We start from the raw sequence: 17,390 nt of genomic DNA on the forward strand, positions 1-17,390 counted from the left end.
AGTTGACTCAGAACCGGCCGCCGCCGCCACCGCCGCGACTGCCGCGTCCTCCACCGCCGCCGCCGAACCCGCCGCCGCCGAATCCGCCGCCCCGGCCGCTGCTGCTCGGACCGCCGTACGAACGCGGTCCACCGCCGCCGCCACGCAGAACGCTGTTGATCAGGATGCCGCCGAGAATGGCGCCTGCCGCGTTGCCGCCGCCGCCGCTTCCGCCGCGGGGACGCTGGTTTGCCTCCCATGTGCTGACGTCGCTCTGGGCCGCCCGCAGAGCATGCGTGGCCAGCGTCGTTGCAGCCTGCGCGTGCTGCAGAGCCGTCGACGGATCGGTGCCCTGCAACTGCTGAGCTGCCTGCAGATGGCGCTGCGCCTCGGCGTAGCGGGTGCGCGCCTCGGCGCCGATGACGCCGCGTCGCGTATTGAGGAAATCGCCGGCAGCAGTGACCTGTGCCTGGGCCGCCAGGATGTCCTGCGCGAGGCGTTGCTGCGCCCGTTCGAGCTGTTGCTTCTGCTCCTGAGCCTCTGCGAGCAATGCGTCGAGTTGTGCGTCGGCGGCCACAATCTGGTTGAAGGCGCCGAGTGGATCACTGTCCTTCGATGTCTGGGCGTGAGCCAACGCGGCTTGTGCACCGGCCTTGGCGGCGGCCAATCTATCGCCGCCCTGGGCCAGGTAGGCGTCGGCAGCGGTGATGCCCTGCTGAACGTCGTCCATCGCGGCGGGGAGGGTAGCGATAGCGTTGCGGATGTCGTCTGCCGCGTGATCCACGGCGTCGAGAAGTTTGCGAGCCTGATCCAGCGCGGCCTCCGCGGTCCGAATCGCTGTGACGGCGGCGCCCTGCTTACCGGCGGGCAAGGCAACGGCGTCGCGGCCCTGCTCGATGGACTGCTCGGCCAGAGTCAAGCGTTCTCCGGCCATGGTGACGTTGCCGGCGACCGGCGCCAGGGTCGGAGCCGGGAACTGGTTCTTCAGCTCGTTCAGGATCTTCTCGGACTCCGGCAGCCGCACGCTGACGGCTACAACAGCCTGAGTCAGGGCATCGAGGCGAGCGGGCGCGTTGATGAGAAGATCACGCATCGTGTCGAACTCGTCGACCCGCGCATCGAGTTCCTGATCGGCACGGCCACACGAGGAAATGATGTCGATGAGCATCTGGCGCCGCTGCTCGGGTGACTCCGGGATAGCGTCGTCGAGCTTCTGCCTGATACCGAAGGCTCCGGCGAGTGTCGCCTTGGCCTTGTCGAAAGCCTGGGCAAACGGCGCGACGGCCGCATCACCGAATTCGCCCCGCGCGAGTTCGAGTTCTTCCTGGCTCGACGCGATGGCGTTGTCGGTCTCGACGAGAATGGCCTGCGCTCGCTCGTCCAGCGTCGGCAACGGAAGTGCGTTCAAGGCAGCGATGTCGTCGGGCGCGATGTTCTTTGCGGCCTCGAGGCTGGCCTTGTCTCGATCGCTCTTCCGCTTGCGTGAGTACAGAACCACTCCGCCGGTTCCGACGATGACCGCGCCGCCGCCGATGAGGAGTGTGCTTACGGACATGCCGCCACTCTTGGCGTTTGCGTCACCGAGCGCGCCGGCGGTGGCAATGGCGGCTCCAGCCCAATCACCGTCGGCGAGAGCCGGTTCCGTCGCGTCGGACTTGATGGAGTCGATGTCGGATTGTGTGATGTTTGTCAGTCCGGGCGGCACGTCGAGGTAGTAGGCGCCCTCCGTGGTCGCGACGGCAAGCAGGACGTCGGTGCCGCTGAGAGTGGACTTCGTTGCTGTCTGATCGGCCCACGCCTGGCCACCCATCTCGTTGAAGTCGGGGACAAACGCAACCCACAGATCGATCTGATGGTCTTCGCTGAGTTGGTCGAGCGCAGCTTGGATGTCCTCCTTCTGGCCGTCGTTGAGTACGCCAGAGGTATCGGTGATCTGGTTGGGAAGGACCAACGGCGGATCAGCCGACGCAGTGGCAGGACTGAAGATCAATGCCAGGATCGCGAAGATCGCCGCAACGGCGCTCGCGCTTCCCCAACGCCGGATCGGCCGGACGAATGCCCGGTCGTGGTCTGCTGGAGACGACTGCTCGATGTGTGCTGCGAAGGCCATGACGCAAATCTAACCGTTATGGCGCGTCGGCAGCGCGGGGGAGCGATCAGGGCTGGCACAATTGCGGGAGTGAAACCAGCTTTCGGCAACCGCTCCCGCAACTCTGCGCCCTCCGGGGCTGGCGGCGGCTTCGGCGAAGGTCTGGCTCGATGGACCCGACGCCTCATCGCCGGGGCTCTACTGATGACCTTCGTCTTGATCGGCGGAACCGCGGTCCGGGTCTGGCAGGTTGCGCGGATCGACGACACAACACCAGCCGACGCGATTGTTGTTCTCGGGGCCGCTCAGTATTCGGGAACTCCGTCGTCGGTGTTCGAAGCCAGGCTCGAGCAGGCGTACAAGCTGTACAAGCGTGGGGTAGCGCCGCAGATCATCACCGTCGGCGGCAAGCAGGAAGGTGACGAGTACACCGAAGCCGCGTCCGGAAAGATGTATCTCACCGACCGCGGGATTCCGTCGAGTGCGATTACCGCTGTGGAAACCGGCTCGGACACCTTGCTGAGCATTGATGCCGTCAGCGACGAAATGGCTTCGCAGGGAATCAATTCCGCAGTTCTGGTCAGTGACCCGTGGCATTCCCTGCGCACTCGAACCATGGCCCGCGACACCGGCCTCGAAGCCTGGACCGCGCCCACCAGACAAGGGCCGGCCGTGTTCACCCGCGAATCCCAACTGCATGGCATCGCGCGCGAAACCGGCGCTCTGCTCTGGTACCAACTGACGCACTTCTCCGCTGACTTCCCCTACACGGCAGGGCAATAGGAACAACCGAAATGACGGCACACACCACGTACGGCGGCGGAACCTATTCCGAGCACGATCTGGAGCGCCGCATTGTCGAGGCTCCGAAGCGAGCGGGATTGCCCGGAACTCAGATTGCCGCCGCCCAACATCGATCCGACTTCTCGCGGGATCGCGCTCGCGTGCAGCACTCCGCGGCGCTACGACGCCTGGCCGACAAAACCCAGGTAGTCGGTCCTCGCGATGGTGACACCCCGCGTACCCGGCTCACGCACTCGATGGAAGTTGCGCAGATCGGTCGCGGTATCGCCGACGGCCTCGGCTGTGACCCCGATCTCGTAGACCTCGCCGGTTTGGCCCACGACATCGGGCACCCTCCGTACGGGCACAACGGTGAGAAGGCACTCGACGAGGTCGCGAAAGACTGCGGCGGGTTCGAAGGCAACGCCCAGAACCTGCGCATCCTCACGAGCCTCGAACCCAAGATCTTGGGGCCCGACGGTCGCAGTGCCGGACTCAACCTCACCCGAGCTTCCCTCGACGCCGCGATCAAATATCCGTGGACCAGGCCGGAACCCGGAGCCAAGTTCGGCGCCTACGACGATGACGCCGATGTGCTGGCCTGGGTCCGCGACGGAGCGCCCGGGCGTCGGCAAGCATTGGAAGCTCAGGTCATGGACTGGGCCGACGACGTCGCCTATTCGGTGCACGACGTCGAGGACGGGGTGATTGCCGGCCGTATCGACCTTCGGTCACTGGCCGATCCGAGCGAGCAGCGCGCTCTCGCCGAGTTGGGTGCCTCGGAGTTTCGCGGCCTGGTGATCGACGATCTGATCGACGCTGCGCAGCGGTTGTCGGAACTGCCCGTCGTACAGAGCGTCGGCAGCTACGACGGGACCCTGAACAGTTCCGTGGCATTGAAAAACCTGACCAGCGAATTGGTCGGACGCTTTGCGACGGCAGCCATCGCCCGCACCCGGCTGACCAACGGAGACCGGCCGCTGTCGCGGTACCAAGCAGACCTCGACATCCCCGAAGCGGTGGCATCCGAAGTAGCGCTGCTCAAAACCGTTGCGCTGTATTACGTGATGTCCGACAACGGGCACAAGGCCCGCCAAGACCGTCAACGTGACCGAGTTCATCGCGTCGCGGAATGGCTGCTGGCGACCGCGCCCGCCGGATTGGACCCCATCTTGCTGCCTGCCTGGGAGCGAGCGGAAAACGATGCGGCGCGCACCCGAGTTGTCGTGGATCAGATCGCGTCGTACACGGAGAGTCGCCTCGAGCGGGTCGACAAAGCCAGCCTCGGCGCGCAGGCCAGTTGGGGCTGACTGCTCAACTCGACGGCGTTTGCGTCAGCGCCCATTCTGCGACCCTGCGCGCACTCTCGGCTTCGCTGAGGTCCTCGACGCGCGTCATGATGGACCAACGCACGCCGAAGGGGTCGCGGATCGAGGCAAACCGGTCGCCCGAGACGAACGTGCTTACCGATTCACGAACGGTCGCGCCGGCTTGTACTGCGCGCTCGACGACGGCGTCGACATCTGAGCAGTACAGGCCCATCGAGTAGGAGTCGGCGTCGCCGGAAGGTGCCTCGACGAGGCCGTAATCGGGGTTGGGTTCGCCGAGTTGGAGCCGACCGTTTCCGAAATCGAGGTCGGCGTGGACGACGACGCCGCTGAACTCGGTGATGTCGACGACGCGTGCGCCGTACACCGACCGGTAAAATTCAATCGCGTCGGCGGCTCCCTTGATCGCCAGAAACGGGGTCAAGCTCGTCGAGCCGTGCGGGATGCCGTCTGTTGTGTGCTCGCCGGTCACGCCCTGCTGGGAAATGCTGTCTGCGTTCATGAAACGAAGGTAGCGCCGTCAGATGGGCTGTGGCTTGAAGATTTGCGACGAACGAGGAGGACGGCAGTTGGTCATGGCCAATGACAGTCGCGGGATTCTGTACCCGACCAAACTCCCGACGTTCCACCGCGAACCGGCCGACGCCTCGTTGGAAGGGCGTATCCGCTGGTTCTGGATTCCGCGATGGCAGCTGGCGCCCGGCCGAACTGTCCGACAGGAAGTGCTTCCGTTCCCCGCTTCCAATCTCGTGGTCGAACCCGGCGGGGTGTCCCTGGTCGGCCCGTCGACAGGGGCGTCGCACCGTGACCTGTCCGGCAGTGGCTGGGCGGTGGGTGCACTGTTGCGGCCGGCGGGCCTCGCGTCGTTGCGCGCTGATCCGCAGACCATCCAGAACACCGAAGTGCAGATCGCCGCGCCGGACTTGCATGAGGCAGTGATGTCGGCGATGGGTGAGGCTGACCACGAGGTGGGTAGGCAGCGTGCGATTGCGGCTTTCTCCGAGTGGGCGGCCGATCACATTGCGCCGGACGACGAGAGTGGTCGACAGGCAAATGCCATGGAAGACCTGATCGCTTCGGATCGGACAGTGATCCGTGTCGGTGATATCGCCGAACTTCTCGGCACCTCCGTCCGTGGTGTTCAACGCCTTGCCCAGCGATACGTCGGGTTGCCGCCATTGGCGATCATTCGACGCTACCGACTTCAGGAAGCCGCACAGCGGCTACGCGAAGATCCGTCGGTGAAGATCGCGCAGGTGGCGGCCGATCTCGGTTACGCAGACCACGCCCACCTGTCCGCCGACTTCCGCAACGTCCTCGGTTTCACACCGAACTCCTACCGCAAGACTCCAGACCACCCGTGACGAACTTGCCGTGTCAGGCGCAGTTCGTGGACCGCCTAGACTGACATACGTGGCGGGCCGAATTTCTGACAGAGACATCGCGGCCATTCGCGAACGCACACGCATCGAAGACATCGTCGGTGAATACGTCTCGCTCAAGCGTGCGGGTGGCGACTCCATCAAGGGGCTGTGCCCGTTCCACGACGAGAAGTCGCCGTCGTTCCACGTTCGTCCCAACCATGGGCTTTATCACTGCTTCGGTTGCGGTGAGGGCGGCGACGTCTACTCCTTCTTGCAGAAGATGGACCACATCAGTTTTGTCGAGGCTGTCGAGCAGTTGGCCGACCGGCTGAACTACTCGATCTCCTACGAGGGCGGCGGTCCCTCGGTTCAGCGCGATCGCGGCACCCGTGCGCGCTTGATCGCGGCCAACGCGGCAGCGCAGGAGTTCTATGCGGCGCGCCTGCGGGAGCCAGACGCCCAAGCTGCGCGCGACTACCTCACCGAGCGAAATTTCGACGGCGCTGCGGCCTTGCAGTTCGGCTGCGGCTACGCCCCCGAAGGCTGGGACACACTCACAAAGCACTTGATGGCCAAGGGATTCGAGTTCAAGGAGCTCGAAGCCGCCGGCCTGGCCAAGGAGGGGCGACGCGGCCCGATCGACCGTTTCCATCGTCGACTCCTGTGGCCCATCCGGAGCGTTGCCGGCGACGTAATCGGCTTCGGTGCCCGCAAACTTTTCGACGACGACACCATGCCAGGCAAGTACGTCAACACCCCGGAAACCATCCTGTACAAGAAGTCTCAGGTCTTGTTCGGCCTCGATCTCGCGAAACGCGACATCGCCAAGGGGCATCAGGCTGTGGTGGTCGAGGGGTACACCGATGTCATGGCGATGCATCTGGCCGGCGTCAAGACCGCCGTCGCGTCGTGTGGCACCGCATTCGGCGAGGAACACCTGGCGATGCTGCGCCGACTCCTGATGGACGACAGCTACTTTCGCGGCGAAATCATCTACACCTTCGACGGCGATGCCGCGGGGCAAGCTGCCGCGATGAAGGCTTTCGAAGGTGATCAGAAGATGGCCGGGCAGACGTTTGTTGCCGTCGCTCCCGACGGAATGGACCCGTGCGATCTCAGGCTGGCGTCGGGCGACGCCGCAGTCCGCGACCTCGTGGCGAGGCGCACCCCGATGTTCGAGTTCGTGGTCAAGTCGATACTCACCGAGCATGATCTTGACACAGCGGAAGGTCGCGTCGAGGCTTTGCGTCGTACCGTTCCCGTCGTCGCGCAGATCAAGGAATCGACTCTGCGCGACAGTTACGCCAACCTGCTGTGTGGATGGGTCGGGTGGGACGACCTGCCGTCCGTGCGTCGACGTGTCCGTGACGAAGCTCGCAAACGTGCGTCCACCCGTGGTTCTTCACCCGCCCCGAAGCGTCGTCAGGTCATTCCGGAGCCCAGCGACGACGCCCTTGCGCTCCCGATCGGCATCTCACGGCCCCGGCCCAACGATCCGGGGCTGTCCACGCAGCGAGCGGTGCTCAAAGCGGCCCTGCAGTACCCAGGGATCGCCGGAACGGTGTTCGACTCACTGCCCGTCGAGACGTTCACTCATCCCGCCTACGTGGCAATCAGGCAGTCGATGTCCGACGCCGGAGGCACCAGCAAGGGCTTCGGCGGCGCCGAATGGATCGAGGTTGTCACCAAGGGCGTCGAAGATGTGACAGTTGCCTCAGTGATCTCCGAACTTGCCGTCGAACCGATGCCATGTGACGAGGACACAGTTCCCCGCTACATCAGCGGCGTGCTCGCGCGACTGCAGGAGGCTTGGGTAGGCGAACAGGTCGCAGACCTCAAATCCAAACTGCAGCGCATCTCACCCGCCGCAGCACCGGACGAGTACAACTCGCTGTTCGGCGACCTCGTCGCCCTCGAGCAGTACCGCCGACAGCTGCGTGAGCAAGCCGTCGGCGACAACAGCGTCTGACTAGCGGTTCTTCTTCAACTGGTCATGAGGGATCAGGATCGTGGTTTCCTCGTTGATCGGCTTCATGGGCTCCAATTTCGGCTGCGTGCTGAGCGAATCAGCCAGCTTCTGACGCGACGCGTCGAGCACCTTCTTCGTGGCAGGACTGGTCGCCACCGCCTTCGCGGCCCGACTGATCTGTTCGTACCGGGCCCGCCCTGCTTTCGTCCCCAGGACGTACCCAGCGGCAACACCGATCAACAAACGCATCATTCCTGCTTCCCTCCAGCACCGATCGTCCTGACTCCATCCTGCCTGATGACTCGCTGGGCAGGCGATTTGGTACTTCGGCGGTGGATTCGCTACAGTTTCTCAGGCAACGCCGGAACGGGCGAAGCGAGCAAGACAATCCCCTGTAGCTCAATTGGCAGAGCTTCCGACTGTTAATCGGACGGTTGCTGGTTCGAGTCCAGCCGGGGGAGCGTTCAGAAGAATCCCTGATCCGCAGCAATGCGGATCAGGGATTTTTTGTTGCACGGTTATGTCGAAGGCCTGCCAGGCGCCGCGTGACCGACAACTGTCATTCGAATGTGTGTGCGAAGATTCTGGTATGTCTGTCGAGTCTGCGCCGACCAGTTGCCCCAGCGGGCACGCCCTCACCGGTGGCACCTGTCTCGTCGGATGGGAAGTATGCGGCTGTGTGACGGCCGAGAACGGCGGGCATCGAACGCACTACTGCCGCAAGTGTGGCAAGACTGTGCGAACGCCGCCATGCGCCGGTGCCATGCCGCAGGTTGATCGCTGGCGCAGTCGGTAGATCTATGCCGCCGCAGCCCGGCTGTCTATGACAGACCGTCAGGTTAGTTGTTGTGAGCCTCGTGACCGCAATGATTCGAGGGCTGGCGCTGACCGGCTGGATCCGGACGGGTACATCAGAATATCCAGGGGAGGTATTCGTCCGAGATTTGATCGTTGTCAGCAGGTAGGAAGCTCACAACGCACTGGGAAGATAGTGCACCTGGTCTTCCTGCACGGCCAGGTTCATGACTGCCTCGTATGCCTCCGGTAGTGGGTGCTCACACACTCCTCCAGTCGGAAAAGCAACTCTCACACCGTGTCCTACGGCATCGACCAGCCAAACCACAGGAGTAGGAATGGTCGACCCAGTGGGGCACTCGCCCAACCACGGACGATCGAGCGAGGGCTGCGCCAATTCAGCGATGACTCGCGTCAAATCACCGCTTCTCCTCGTCTGCCTCAGGATCGCCCCACTGTTGTCGTCCGCGAACTTCAGGAATTCGCACACCACCACCGATGTCGGTTGGAAGCTCTCGGGAATCGTTCCTGCCGGAGGCAATGGGTCTACTAGGTACTCCGGTGACTGGACCGGTATCGGAATGACCGCCTCGAGCACGTCAGGCGCCAGACATGTGGGTTGCCCGATAACCTGCCCCTGCGGGGCAGCTGCCGGGGACCGTCGGTCGTCCACAATCTGGAAAGCAACAACTACCCCAACCGCGAGAACAGCAACGGAGCCTGCCAATACCGGCCCCAAACGACATCGCCGCATACCTGACACCATGCCAACTATGCCGCCAGTGGACACTTTCCGCCGCGTCTACAAGATGATCGCCCGGACGAGCCCCGAGGCTGCATGGCGATTCGGCCGACTGGCGGCTATTCGAATTGCGCGCCGGGGCTGTGGGTTTGGTTGACGTCGAGCGTGACCTCGACATCCCCGGCAGGAACATCCGTGAGAAGGTGCACCGCGTCAGCGACCATGTCGGGAATCTGATCGAGTCGGCGTGCTTGGGTGAATGCGCCGTCGACTTCGGGCACCTCGACGGCCCACCAATCGCCGGATTTCGTGACCTTGGCGGTGACCTTCATTTGTTGCCCTTCCTGTCGGTGGTCGTTCGAAGTCGGTGGTTGTCTGAAGCGAAAGCCCGGCGCAGGATTCTGCGCCGGGCTTCGGTGTTCATGGTGCGAGCGACTACTTCGCTGCGCGGTCCGAAGGCTCGAACAAGCGAACGATGTGGGCCGGGTTGATGTAGTAGACCCCGTTGGGGGAGTTGAGCACCAACGTGTCCTCGGAGAAGTCCTTGACGGTGCCGTTGAGCTTTGCGCCGTCGGACATGATGATCCGGATCGTGGCCTTGGAGTTCTTGAATTCAGAGAGTGCAAGCTTCATGTGATGATCCTGTTCAGTGGGGTGTGCTCTCCAACGTTATCGGGTTCCGGCACCCGTGCGAACCAAGTCGAGGTACCTGCTCCGATATGAGTTACACCAGTCACACCCTGCCCGGTTGTGATTCGCGTCAGCGGTGCCGGTAACATTCGGACGCGCCGAGATGTCATGCAACTCGGATGGGGCGGTAGCTCAGTCGGTTAGAGCCGTGGACTCATAATCCATTGGTCGCGGGTTCGAGCCCCGCCCGCCCCACAACTCTCTTCCACGATCGGCGATGGAATCAATACCCGCCGTGGGCGGACTATTCTCGATCCATGCCGATCACGCCGGACACAAAGAACTGGACCTGGGTGCTCGAACGCCCGTGCACAGAGTGCGGGTTCGACTCGACCACCATCACCTTCGCTGATGTTCCCGATCTGGTTCGCAGGAATGCTGCAGCCTGGGCTGAGGTGCTGCAGCGCGAAGACGTGACGGTACGGCCGAACAGCGAAACCTGGTCGGCGTTGGAGTATTCCGCCCATGTGCGTGACGTGTTCAGGATTTTCAGAGCCCGGTTGGAGCAGATGCTCACATTCGACGATCCGCACTTCGAGAACTGGGACCAAGACGCAACAGCAATTGCCGATCGCTACAACGAGCAGGATTCGGCGACAGTCGCTTCGGAATTGGCCGACGCTGCTGAAGCCGTCGCGAGCGCATTCGAATCAGTCGCGGAGGGTCAGCTGGGGAGGCGTGGACTCCGCAGTGACGGATCGGCGTTCACCGTCGAATCATTGGCCATGTACTTCATTCATGATCCGATCCATCACCTGCACGACGTGTCGGGGTAGTCAGAGCCCGCGCACCTCCTCGAGGGTTTTTCGGGCTCCGACCGAGTGCAACGAGTCGAGTGTTGTTCGGAAGCTCGCGACAAATCGTCGGTTGTCGACCAGGTCGCCGAAAACGGCACGGTTGCCGATGAAGGCGAGTGGGTCGACCGCCTGCTTCTGGGCAAGGGGCACCAACGTGTCGGCCAATTGATCGACCACGGTGATCGGGTCGCCGTTCTCGTCGACGCCCTCGGCGTAGCGCGCCCAACTGGCCACGATGGCGGTGGACAGATTGATGGGCCCTCCGGTGTCGAGTTGCTTGCGAATCACCGGCAAGAGCCACTTGGGAATTCGATCGGACGATTCGGCGCACAGACGCGCAATCGTGTCACGAACCTGTGGGTTCGAGAAGCGCTCGATGAGCGTCTTCTTGTACTGATCGAGGTCGACGCCGGGGACCGGATCCAGGGTCGGCGTTGCTTCGAGGTTCATGTAGTCGAGCAGGAACCCGGACAGGAGTTCGTCCTGGCATGCCTCGTGAACGAGTCGGTATCCGGCGAGGTAGCCGAAGTAAGCGATGCCCTGATGGCTGGCATTGAGGAGACGCAGCTTCATGAGTTCGTACGGGCGCACGTCCGGCACCACATTCACGCCGGCATTTTCCAAAGGTGGCCTGCCCACCGTGAACTCGTCCTCGAGGAACCACGCAGTAAACGGTTCCGCTGCGACAGGCCATTGATCGTCGACGCCGAATGCCTGGGCGATCTCGGCAGTCACCTCGGCAGTAGTGACGGGCGTGATCCGGTCGACCATGGAGTTGGGGAACGCACCGTTCTGCTCGATCCACTCTGCAAGTTCCGGATCTTTCAGGGCGGCAAAGGCTCCGAAAGCTGTTCGTGCGACGGCGCCGTTCCCTTCGATGTTGTCGCAACTCATGATCGTGAAGGGCGCGAGGCCGCGTTCTCGGCGAAGGGCGAGAGCATCGCAGACCAGTCCGAACGTCGTGCAGGGGAGAGCTCCTGGCCGAAGATCATGTACGACATCGGGATTGGATGCCTCGAACTCACCGGTGGTGTGCGAGATGTTGTAACCGCCCTCGGTGATGGTGAGGGACACGATCTTTGTCGACTCCGACGCCATCTTCTCGATGACAGCACGTGGATCGTCCGGAGCAAACAGGTACTCGACAATTGACCCGATGACACGGCCTTCGAGCGTTCCGTCGGCATGCTTGAGCGCCAGCGTGTACAAACCGTCCTGAGCGCCGAGCGCATCCTTCATCCGCTTGTCCGACGGCATCACTCCGACGCCGCAGATTCCCCAGTCGAAGCCTTCTCCTTGGCGTAGGAGGGTGTCGATGTACATGGCCTGATGCGCGCGGTGAAAGCCGCCGACACCAAAATGCACTATGCCGGTGGTGACTTTGCTCCGGTCGTAGTTCGGCACTTCGAGTGAAGCATCGAAGTCGCGCAAGGTCTTCGTGTTGAGTTCCATGAAAGTTCTAGTCTCCTTCGGCGACGATGACAACGGCCTTGATGCTGCCGGGGACGCGATCGGCTTCCAGCGCCTCGCGCGAGCGTTCGAGTGAAAAGCGGGCTGTGACCATCGAATCCAGGTCGACGCGACCGGACGCGACCAGTGCCGCGGCGATCGGCCACGTGTTGGCGTATCGGAACACGCCGGTGAGGACGAGCTCGCGACCCTGAATGATGGGGACGGGCAGCGGGATTTCGTCTGCGCCCATTCCGACCAACACTATTGTCCCGGCCGGCCGAACAGCATGGATGCCGTCGATCACGGCGGCTGTGGCTCCCGAGGCGTCGATGAACGCGTCGACGCCGAGTGAACGTACATCGCACTCGCGGGGATCAACCACGGCGGTGGCGCCGAACTTCAGTGCCACCTCGCGTCGGGCGGCGTCGATGTCCGAGACGATGACCTCGGTGGCGCCAAAAGCCTTGGCTACCTGTGTCGTCACGATTCCCACCGGTCCGGCGCCCGCGATGAGGACTCGGGACCCACCGGTGATACCCGCCTTCTGGACGGAAGCGATGCCCACAGAGAGTGGCTCGAATAGCGCTGCGGCTTCATAGGACACGGAATCGGCGATCGGATGTGCGAAGTCAGCGCCAATGGTCACGTAGTCCGTCAACGCACCGTCTATGGGAGGCGTCGCGAAGAACTCCATGTGAGGGCAGAGATTGTATCGGCCGGATTTCGATTCCGAACTGGTCGGATCGGGCTTCTGTGGCTCGATGGAGACCCGTTGTCCGATGCGACTGGGATCAACGCCGTCCCCGACGGCTGCGATCCGACCTGACGCCTCGTGTCCGAGAACGAGGGGAGCCTCGACGACGTAGGGGCCGATGCGGCCTTCGCGGAAATAGTGGGCGTCCGATCCGCATACGCCAACCGCATGGACGCGGACGAGCACTTCGCCAGGCCTGGGCGACGGTCGCGGTCTTTCCTCCATCTGCATCTTTCCGACTGAAATAAGGACATTTGCCCGAATTGTCGCAGGTAGATCGATGGATTCACCGGAAACTGTTGTGTGGGTCACAACGTAGATGTTAGCTTAGTGAGCATAAGAACATCTAGTGAGCATTTGCTCACGACCAAAAGAATCAACCAAAAGAATCAACGAGGAGAACGCGTGAACCAGTCGGCTCAGCCAACGGGACCCAAGACGTCGAAGACGCCGGCGTCCGAGGATGTCCGACTCGCGCTGCGCGCGGCAACGATGTATCACCTCGAAGGTGCTACTCAGGCGGAGATCGCGGCAAAACTCGGTGTCTCGAGGCCGACGGCGGGCCGCTTGCTGGCTCGGGCGCGGTCGCAAGGCTTGGTCAGGGTCGAGATCTTGGTTCCGCCGGAGTTGGAAGGTTCGGTGAACACGGAATTGGAGTCCGAGCTCGAGAAGTGTTTCGGCCTGGCGGAAGTTTTGGTTGTCCCCGAAGCGAATTCGGATTCAGACGATCCCGACTACGATGCGTTGGGCCGTCGCGCTGCTGACGTGCTGGTTCGGCGTCTGCAGCCGTCGAGCGTTCTCGGATTCACGTGGGGGCCGGAAACTGTTGCGGTAGCGGGTTCTTTGCCGGATCGGGCGGCAAAGTGCTCGGCTGTGGTACAACTTGACGGCTCCATGACGGTGACCGACTATCAAACCGGCGTTGACTTCACTATCGGCCGATGTGCACAACAGTTGCAGGCCAATCCGATTCGCCTCAATGCTCCGTTGTACGCCGATCCGGCGACTGTGGAGTCGATGCAAAACGATTCGGTCATATCAAAGGCGCTGCAAGCTGGAACCGATTCCGACATCATGGTTTTCGGTGTTGGCGCCGTATCCACGGCCACCACGTTGTTTGCCGGTAGCTTTGTCGACTCGACCATGCTGGACGAGTTGGAAAGTCGCGGCGCGGTCGGCGAAATCGGGGGCCGTTTCTACACGATCGACGGAACTCCAGTGGAGGGGCCACTACCCGAGCGCACGGTATCCGTATCGCTCGACGCAGTGAAATCCTGTGATCAGACCATTCTGATTTCGGGGGGAACACACAAACGCCAGGCCGTTCTGGGCGCATTGCGCGGAGGTTTGGCACACGTACTCGTCACCGATGTCGAGTGCGCCCAGTGGCTGCTCGAAAGCTAGCTCTCTCACGAGTTCTGCCGGCTGAGCGTGCAACTGACACGTGAGTGTGAAGGAAGGTAATCCGTGAAAACAGGAAGACGAGTGTGGGGCGCTGCTGCTGCGGCTCTCTGCCTCCTGGTGTCGGGATGTGCGGGTGCGGGCGCACTCGGTGGTTCCGGCGAACGAACCGTCACCATTGCGATGGTGTCGAACTCACAGATGCAGGACGCCATCAAATTGGCACCCGCTTTCGAAGCCGAGAACCCGGGGATCGACCTCAAGTTCGTCAGCCTCTCCGAGAATCAGGCGCGCGCCAAGATCACGGCATCGACGGCTACGGGCGGCGGTGAATTCGATGTAGTCATGATCAGCAACTACGAGACGCCGCAATGGGCTGCCAATGGTTGGCTCGTGAATTTGTCCGAGTATGCCAATGCCACAACGGGTTACGACGAAAACGACTTCATTCCGTCGATCAAGACGTCCCTGTCCTACGAGGACAGCATGTACGCCGTTCCGTTCTACGGTGAGTCGTCGTTCCTGATGTATCGCAAAGACCTGTTCGACGAGGCCGGCATCACGGTTCCCGAAGATCCGACGTGGCAGGAAGTTGCCGGTTGGGCAGAGCAGTTCGACAACCCCGACGCCAAGATGTCGGGCATCTGCCTTCGCGGAAAGCCTGGCTGGGGAGAGGTCCTCGCGCCACTGAATACCGTGATTAACACCTTCGGAGGTCGCTGGTACGACGAAGACTGGAATGCGCAGCTGACCAGTCCGCAGGTGGAAGACGCCGTTCAGTTCTACGTGGACACGGTCACGGAACATGGTCAACCAGGTCCCGCGACCAGTGGATTCGGTGAGTGTGCAACACAATTCGCGCAGGGCAATACCGCGATGTGGTACGACGCGACGTCGGCGGTGTCGGTTCTCGAAGATCCCGCGTCGTCGAAGGTGTTCGGAAACATCGGCTACGCCAAGGCTCCGAAGGTCGAGAAATCCGATCCAGGATGGCTCTACACGTGGGCGCTCGGGATCCCGGAGTCGGCCCAGAACAAGGACGATGCGTGGAAGTTCATCTCGTGGATGACAAACAAGGATTACATCCAGCGAGTCGGCACGGAGCTCGGCTGGTCGAGGGTGCCGCCGGGAAGTCGTCTTTCGACGTACGAGATTCCGGAGTATCAGGAAGCGTCCAAGGCATTCGGTGAAATCACCCTCGAATCGATCAACAACGCAGATCCGAAAAACCCTACAGTGCAACCGGTTCCGTACACCGGAGTCCAGTTCCTCACCATTCCTGAGTTCCAGGATCTGGGCACTCGCGTCAGCCAGCAGATCAGCGCTGCCATCGCGGGTCAGAAGAGTGTGAAAGAAGCACTCGAACAATCGCAGCAGTATGCCGAGGTGGTCGGCAAGACCTATCAGGAGAACCGATGACTACGGTTGCTGAGCCCAGAACTGCGGTGGACGACGCGCCGCCGGTCCGAATCGAGAAGAAGATCTCCCGCGCCGAGGGGTGGCGTCGTCGAGGTCCGTTGTTGCCGGCGTTGATCTTCGCGATCGTTGTCACCCAGATTCCGTTCCTGTTCACGCTGTACTACTCCACGCAGTCGTGGAACCTCGTGCGGCCGGGATCACGGCATTTCAATGGGTTGGACAACTACATCGAGGTGTTCAAGGACAGTCAGTTCCGTGAGGTGGCTGTCAACACGGTCATCATGATCGTGGGAACGGTCATCGTGTCCGTGATCCTCGGACTGGCGCTGGCACTGCTTCTCGACCGAGCGTTCCTCGGCCGCGGAATTGTGCGAACGCTGCTGATCACGCCGTTCCTCATCACCCCGGTCGCCGGCGCATTGCTGTGGAAGACAACGATGTTCGACCCGGTGTTCGGCATCGTGAACTTCGTCCTCCAACCGTTCGGTGTCGGCCAGGTTGACTGGGTGAGCAAGTTCCCGCTCGCGGCAGTCATGATCAATTTGATCTGGCAGTGGACCCCGTTCATGATGTTGCTGATCCTGGCCGGGCTGCAGTCCATGCCCCGCGACATTCTCGAGGCCGCGCGAGTCGACGGCGCCAAGCCGTTTGCGATGTTCCGCGAATTGACGTTGCCGCATCTGCGCCGATTCATCGAACTCGGCGCCGTGCTCGGTGCGATCTACCTCGTGAACACCTTCGACGCGGTGTACATGATGACGGCGGGAGGGCCAGGAGTCGCCAGCTCGAACCTGCCGTTCTACATCTACCAGCGTGCGTTCCTCGGCTTCGACGTCGGTCAAGCTGCGGCGATGGGCGTCGTGACAGTGATCGCGACCATCATCGTGTCGACACTCGCGCTCCGATTGATCTTCAAGAGCTTCACCGGTAATGAGGAGGCTGCGTGATGACTACCGTAGATACGACAGGCGCGACGACCGACAAGCCCGTAGTGAAGAAAAAGAAAAGCAGCAAGTTCAGCCCCTGGTCGGTTGTGGCGTGGATTGCCGCTCTGGGCTTCTTCTTTCCGGTCTTCTGGATGGTTCTGACGGCGTTCAAGACCGAGGCCGATGCCTACACGGATCCGCCGAAGTTGTTCTTCACTCCGACACTCGAGCAGTTCCGTGCCGTTCTCGATTCGGGTCTGGGTACGACGCTGGCGAACTCGGCATTTGCCACGGGAATGTCCACCATTCTTGTTCTGCTACTGGGTGTTCCAGCGGCGTTTGCGCTCTCGCTTCGCCCGGTGAAGAAGACGCAGGATGTGCTGTTCTTTTTCATCAGTACCAAGATGCTTCCCGTCGTGGCAGCGATCGTGCCGCTGTACGTGATCGTCAACGACATCGGATTGCTCGACAACATCTGGGCTCTGGTCATCCTGTACACGTCGATGAATCTGCCGATCGCTGTGTGGATGATGCGCTCGTTCTTCCTCGAAGTACCCAGCGAGCTCCTCGAAGCAGCCAGCATGGACGGCGCGAGTTTGTGGACCTCGGTTCGCGAGGTGATCTTGCCCCTGATCTCGCCCGGAATCGCTGCCACTGCGCTGATCTGCGTGATCTTCTCGTGGAACGAGTTCTTCTTCGCAGTCAACCTGACAGCTGTTCAAGCTCAGACGATTCCGGTCTTCCTGGTCGGCTTCATCACGGGCGAGGGCCTGTACTGGGCTCGCCTCTCTGCAGCAGCAACCATGGCGGCGTTGCCCGTCATCCTGGCCGGTTGGTTCGCCCAGAACAAGCTGGTGCGCGGCCTGTCCTTCGGCGCCATCAAATGACCCGGCGCAATCCAC

17 protein-coding genes and 2 tRNA genes are annotated in these 17,390 nt (G+C 62.1%); 11 read left to right on the forward strand and 8 right to left on the reverse strand.

Annotated elements, in window-relative coordinates:
• Positions 1–7: 7 nt before the first annotated feature.
• Positions 8–2,089 (reverse strand): TPM domain-containing protein, encoded by a 2,082-nt coding sequence (locus R4P64_RS13945; RefSeq protein WP_317821285.1) that lies wholly within the window; start codon positions 2,087–2,089, stop codon positions 8–10.
• 183 nt (positions 2,090–2,272) lie between these two features.
• On the opposite strand from R4P64_RS13945, the gene R4P64_RS13950 reads away from it, so the two are divergent.
• Together R4P64_RS13950 and R4P64_RS13955 are read left to right on the forward strand one after the other, a co-directional pair.
• Positions 2,273–2,851 carry a YdcF family protein gene (locus R4P64_RS13950; protein WP_230590072.1) on the forward strand — a complete coding sequence of 193 codons (579 nt, stop codon included), beginning with the start codon at positions 2,273–2,275 and terminating at the stop codon, positions 2,849–2,851.
• Positions 2,852–2,862: 11 nt separating this feature from the next.
• The gene (locus R4P64_RS13955) at positions 2,863–4,161 is read left to right on the forward strand and encodes a deoxyguanosinetriphosphate triphosphohydrolase (protein ID WP_095885929.1); all 1,299 of its coding nucleotides are present in this window, start codon (positions 2,863–2,865) and stop codon (positions 4,159–4,161) included.
• 4 nt (positions 4,162–4,165) lie between these two features.
• Here R4P64_RS13955 and R4P64_RS13960 read toward each other — a convergent pair whose 3' ends face one another.
• Positions 4,166–4,681 carry a VOC family protein gene (locus tag R4P64_RS13960; RefSeq protein ID WP_033233054.1) on the reverse strand — a complete coding sequence of 172 codons (516 nt, stop codon included), beginning with the start codon at positions 4,679–4,681 and terminating at the stop codon, positions 4,166–4,168.
• A 73-nt stretch (positions 4,682–4,754) separates the two neighbouring features.
• Here R4P64_RS13960 and R4P64_RS13965 point away from each other — a divergent pair, with 73 nt between their 5' ends.
• Complete coding sequence (locus R4P64_RS13965; RefSeq protein ID WP_317821288.1) at positions 4,755–5,543, forward strand: helix-turn-helix domain-containing protein; 789 nt, start codon at positions 4,755–4,757, stop codon at positions 5,541–5,543.
• A 49-nt stretch (positions 5,544–5,592) separates the two neighbouring features.
• Complete coding sequence (gene dnaG / locus R4P64_RS13970; RefSeq protein WP_033233056.1) at positions 5,593–7,512, forward strand: DNA primase; 1,920 nt, start codon at positions 5,593–5,595, stop codon at positions 7,510–7,512.
• On the opposite strand, the gene R4P64_RS13975 is transcribed toward dnaG, so the two are convergent.
• Complete coding sequence (locus R4P64_RS13975) at positions 7,513–7,764, reverse strand: hypothetical protein (protein ID WP_033233058.1); 252 nt, start codon at positions 7,762–7,764, stop codon at positions 7,513–7,515.
• A 136-nt stretch (positions 7,765–7,900) separates the two neighbouring features.
• Between R4P64_RS13975 and R4P64_RS13980 the strand changes: the two genes are divergently transcribed.
• Positions 7,901–7,973, forward strand: a tRNA-Asn gene (locus R4P64_RS13980).
• A 509-nt stretch (positions 7,974–8,482) separates the two neighbouring features.
• Here the strand turns inward: R4P64_RS13980 and R4P64_RS13985 are convergent.
• The 3 genes from R4P64_RS13985 to R4P64_RS13995 all read right to left on the reverse strand — a co-directional run bounded on the left by R4P64_RS13985 (position 8,483) and on the right by R4P64_RS13995 (position 9,682).
• Complete coding sequence (locus R4P64_RS13985; protein WP_317821290.1) at positions 8,483–9,061, reverse strand: hypothetical protein; 579 nt, start codon at positions 9,059–9,061, stop codon at positions 8,483–8,485.
• Between the two features lie 107 nt (positions 9,062–9,168).
• A complete protein-coding gene (locus R4P64_RS13990) occupies positions 9,169–9,381 on the reverse strand; it encodes a hypothetical protein (RefSeq protein ID WP_045067024.1) in 213 nt (70 codons plus the stop codon).
• 103 nt (positions 9,382–9,484) lie between these two features.
• A complete protein-coding gene (locus tag R4P64_RS13995) occupies positions 9,485–9,682 on the reverse strand; it encodes a hypothetical protein (RefSeq protein WP_230590060.1) in 198 nt (65 codons plus the stop codon).
• A 178-nt stretch (positions 9,683–9,860) separates the two neighbouring features.
• On the opposite strand from R4P64_RS13995, the gene R4P64_RS14000 reads away from it, so the two are divergent.
• Positions 9,861–9,934 (forward strand) — tRNA-Ile (locus R4P64_RS14000).
• A 62-nt stretch (positions 9,935–9,996) separates the two neighbouring features.
• A complete protein-coding gene (locus R4P64_RS14005) occupies positions 9,997–10,515 on the forward strand; it encodes a DinB family protein (protein ID WP_116103060.1) in 519 nt (172 codons plus the stop codon).
• Here R4P64_RS14005 and R4P64_RS14010 read toward each other — a convergent pair whose 3' ends face one another.
• Both R4P64_RS14010 and R4P64_RS14015 read right to left on the reverse strand, forming a co-directional pair.
• Positions 10,516–11,988 (reverse strand): mannitol dehydrogenase family protein, encoded by a 1,473-nt coding sequence (locus tag R4P64_RS14010; RefSeq protein ID WP_317543536.1) that lies wholly within the window; start codon positions 11,986–11,988, stop codon positions 10,516–10,518.
• Positions 11,989–11,995: 7 nt separating this feature from the next.
• On the reverse strand, positions 11,996–13,006 hold the full coding sequence (locus R4P64_RS14015) for an NAD(P)-dependent alcohol dehydrogenase (RefSeq protein ID WP_317821613.1): 1,011 nt from the start codon (positions 13,004–13,006) through the stop codon (positions 11,996–11,998).
• Between the two features lie 141 nt (positions 13,007–13,147).
• Between R4P64_RS14015 and R4P64_RS14020 the strand changes: the two genes are divergently transcribed.
• The 4 genes from R4P64_RS14020 to R4P64_RS14035 all read left to right on the forward strand — a co-directional run bounded on the left by R4P64_RS14020 (position 13,148) and on the right by R4P64_RS14035 (position 17,375).
• Positions 13,148–14,146, forward strand: coding sequence for a sugar-binding transcriptional regulator (locus R4P64_RS14020; protein ID WP_317821292.1), 999 nt, complete (start codon positions 13,148–13,150; stop codon positions 14,144–14,146).
• 63 nt (positions 14,147–14,209) lie between these two features.
• Positions 14,210–15,562, forward strand: coding sequence for an ABC transporter substrate-binding protein (locus tag R4P64_RS14025; protein ID WP_411742670.1), 1,353 nt, complete (start codon positions 14,210–14,212; stop codon positions 15,560–15,562).
• Complete coding sequence (locus R4P64_RS14030) at positions 15,559–16,509, forward strand: carbohydrate ABC transporter permease (protein WP_092808636.1); 951 nt, start codon at positions 15,559–15,561, stop codon at positions 16,507–16,509. The genes R4P64_RS14025 and R4P64_RS14030 overlap by 4 nt, the downstream gene beginning before the upstream one ends.
• On the forward strand, positions 16,509–17,375 hold the full coding sequence (locus R4P64_RS14035; protein ID WP_317821293.1) for a carbohydrate ABC transporter permease: 867 nt from the start codon (positions 16,509–16,511) through the stop codon (positions 17,373–17,375). The genes R4P64_RS14030 and R4P64_RS14035 overlap by 1 nt, the downstream gene beginning before the upstream one ends.
• The last annotated feature ends 15 nt before the right edge of the window (positions 17,376–17,390 follow it).

Source organism: Rhodococcus sp. IEGM 1366 (assembly GCF_033142425.1).
In the GTDB taxonomy this organism is placed as follows: Bacteria; Actinomycetota; Actinomycetes; order Mycobacteriales; family Mycobacteriaceae; genus Rhodococcus_F; species Rhodococcus_F globerula.

Coding starts and splice junctions, on each gene's coding strand:
- R4P64_RS13990 (WP_045067024.1), bottom strand. CDS start 9,381: ATGAAGGTCACCGCCAAGGTCACGAAATCCGGCGATTGGTGGGCCGTC.
- R4P64_RS13995 (WP_230590060.1), bottom strand. CDS start 9,682: ATGAAGCTTGCACTCTCTGAATTCAAGAACTCCAAGGCCACGATCCGG.
- R4P64_RS14035 (WP_317821293.1), top strand. CDS start 16,509: ATGACTACCGTAGATACGACAGGCGCGACGACCGACAAGCCCGTAGTG.
- R4P64_RS14030 (WP_092808636.1), top strand. CDS start 15,559: ATGACTACGGTTGCTGAGCCCAGAACTGCGGTGGACGACGCGCCGCCG.
- R4P64_RS13985 (WP_317821290.1), bottom strand. CDS start 9,061: ATGCGGCGATGTCGTTTGGGGCCGGTATTGGCAGGCTCCGTTGCTGTT.
- R4P64_RS13945 (WP_317821285.1), bottom strand. CDS start 2,089: ATGGCCTTCGCAGCACACATCGAGCAGTCGTCTCCAGCAGACCACGAC.
- R4P64_RS14005 (WP_116103060.1), top strand. CDS start 9,997: ATGCCGATCACGCCGGACACAAAGAACTGGACCTGGGTGCTCGAACGC.
- R4P64_RS13955 (WP_095885929.1), top strand. CDS start 2,863: ATGACGGCACACACCACGTACGGCGGCGGAACCTATTCCGAGCACGAT.
- R4P64_RS14010 (WP_317543536.1), bottom strand. CDS start 11,988: ATGGAACTCAACACGAAGACCTTGCGCGACTTCGATGCTTCACTCGAA.
- R4P64_RS13975 (WP_033233058.1), bottom strand. CDS start 7,764: ATGATGCGTTTGTTGATCGGTGTTGCCGCTGGGTACGTCCTGGGGACG.
- R4P64_RS13965 (WP_317821288.1), top strand. CDS start 4,755: ATGGCCAATGACAGTCGCGGGATTCTGTACCCGACCAAACTCCCGACG.
- R4P64_RS13960 (WP_033233054.1), bottom strand. CDS start 4,681: ATGAACGCAGACAGCATTTCCCAGCAGGGCGTGACCGGCGAGCACACA.
- R4P64_RS13950 (WP_230590072.1), top strand. CDS start 2,273: ATGACCTTCGTCTTGATCGGCGGAACCGCGGTCCGGGTCTGGCAGGTT.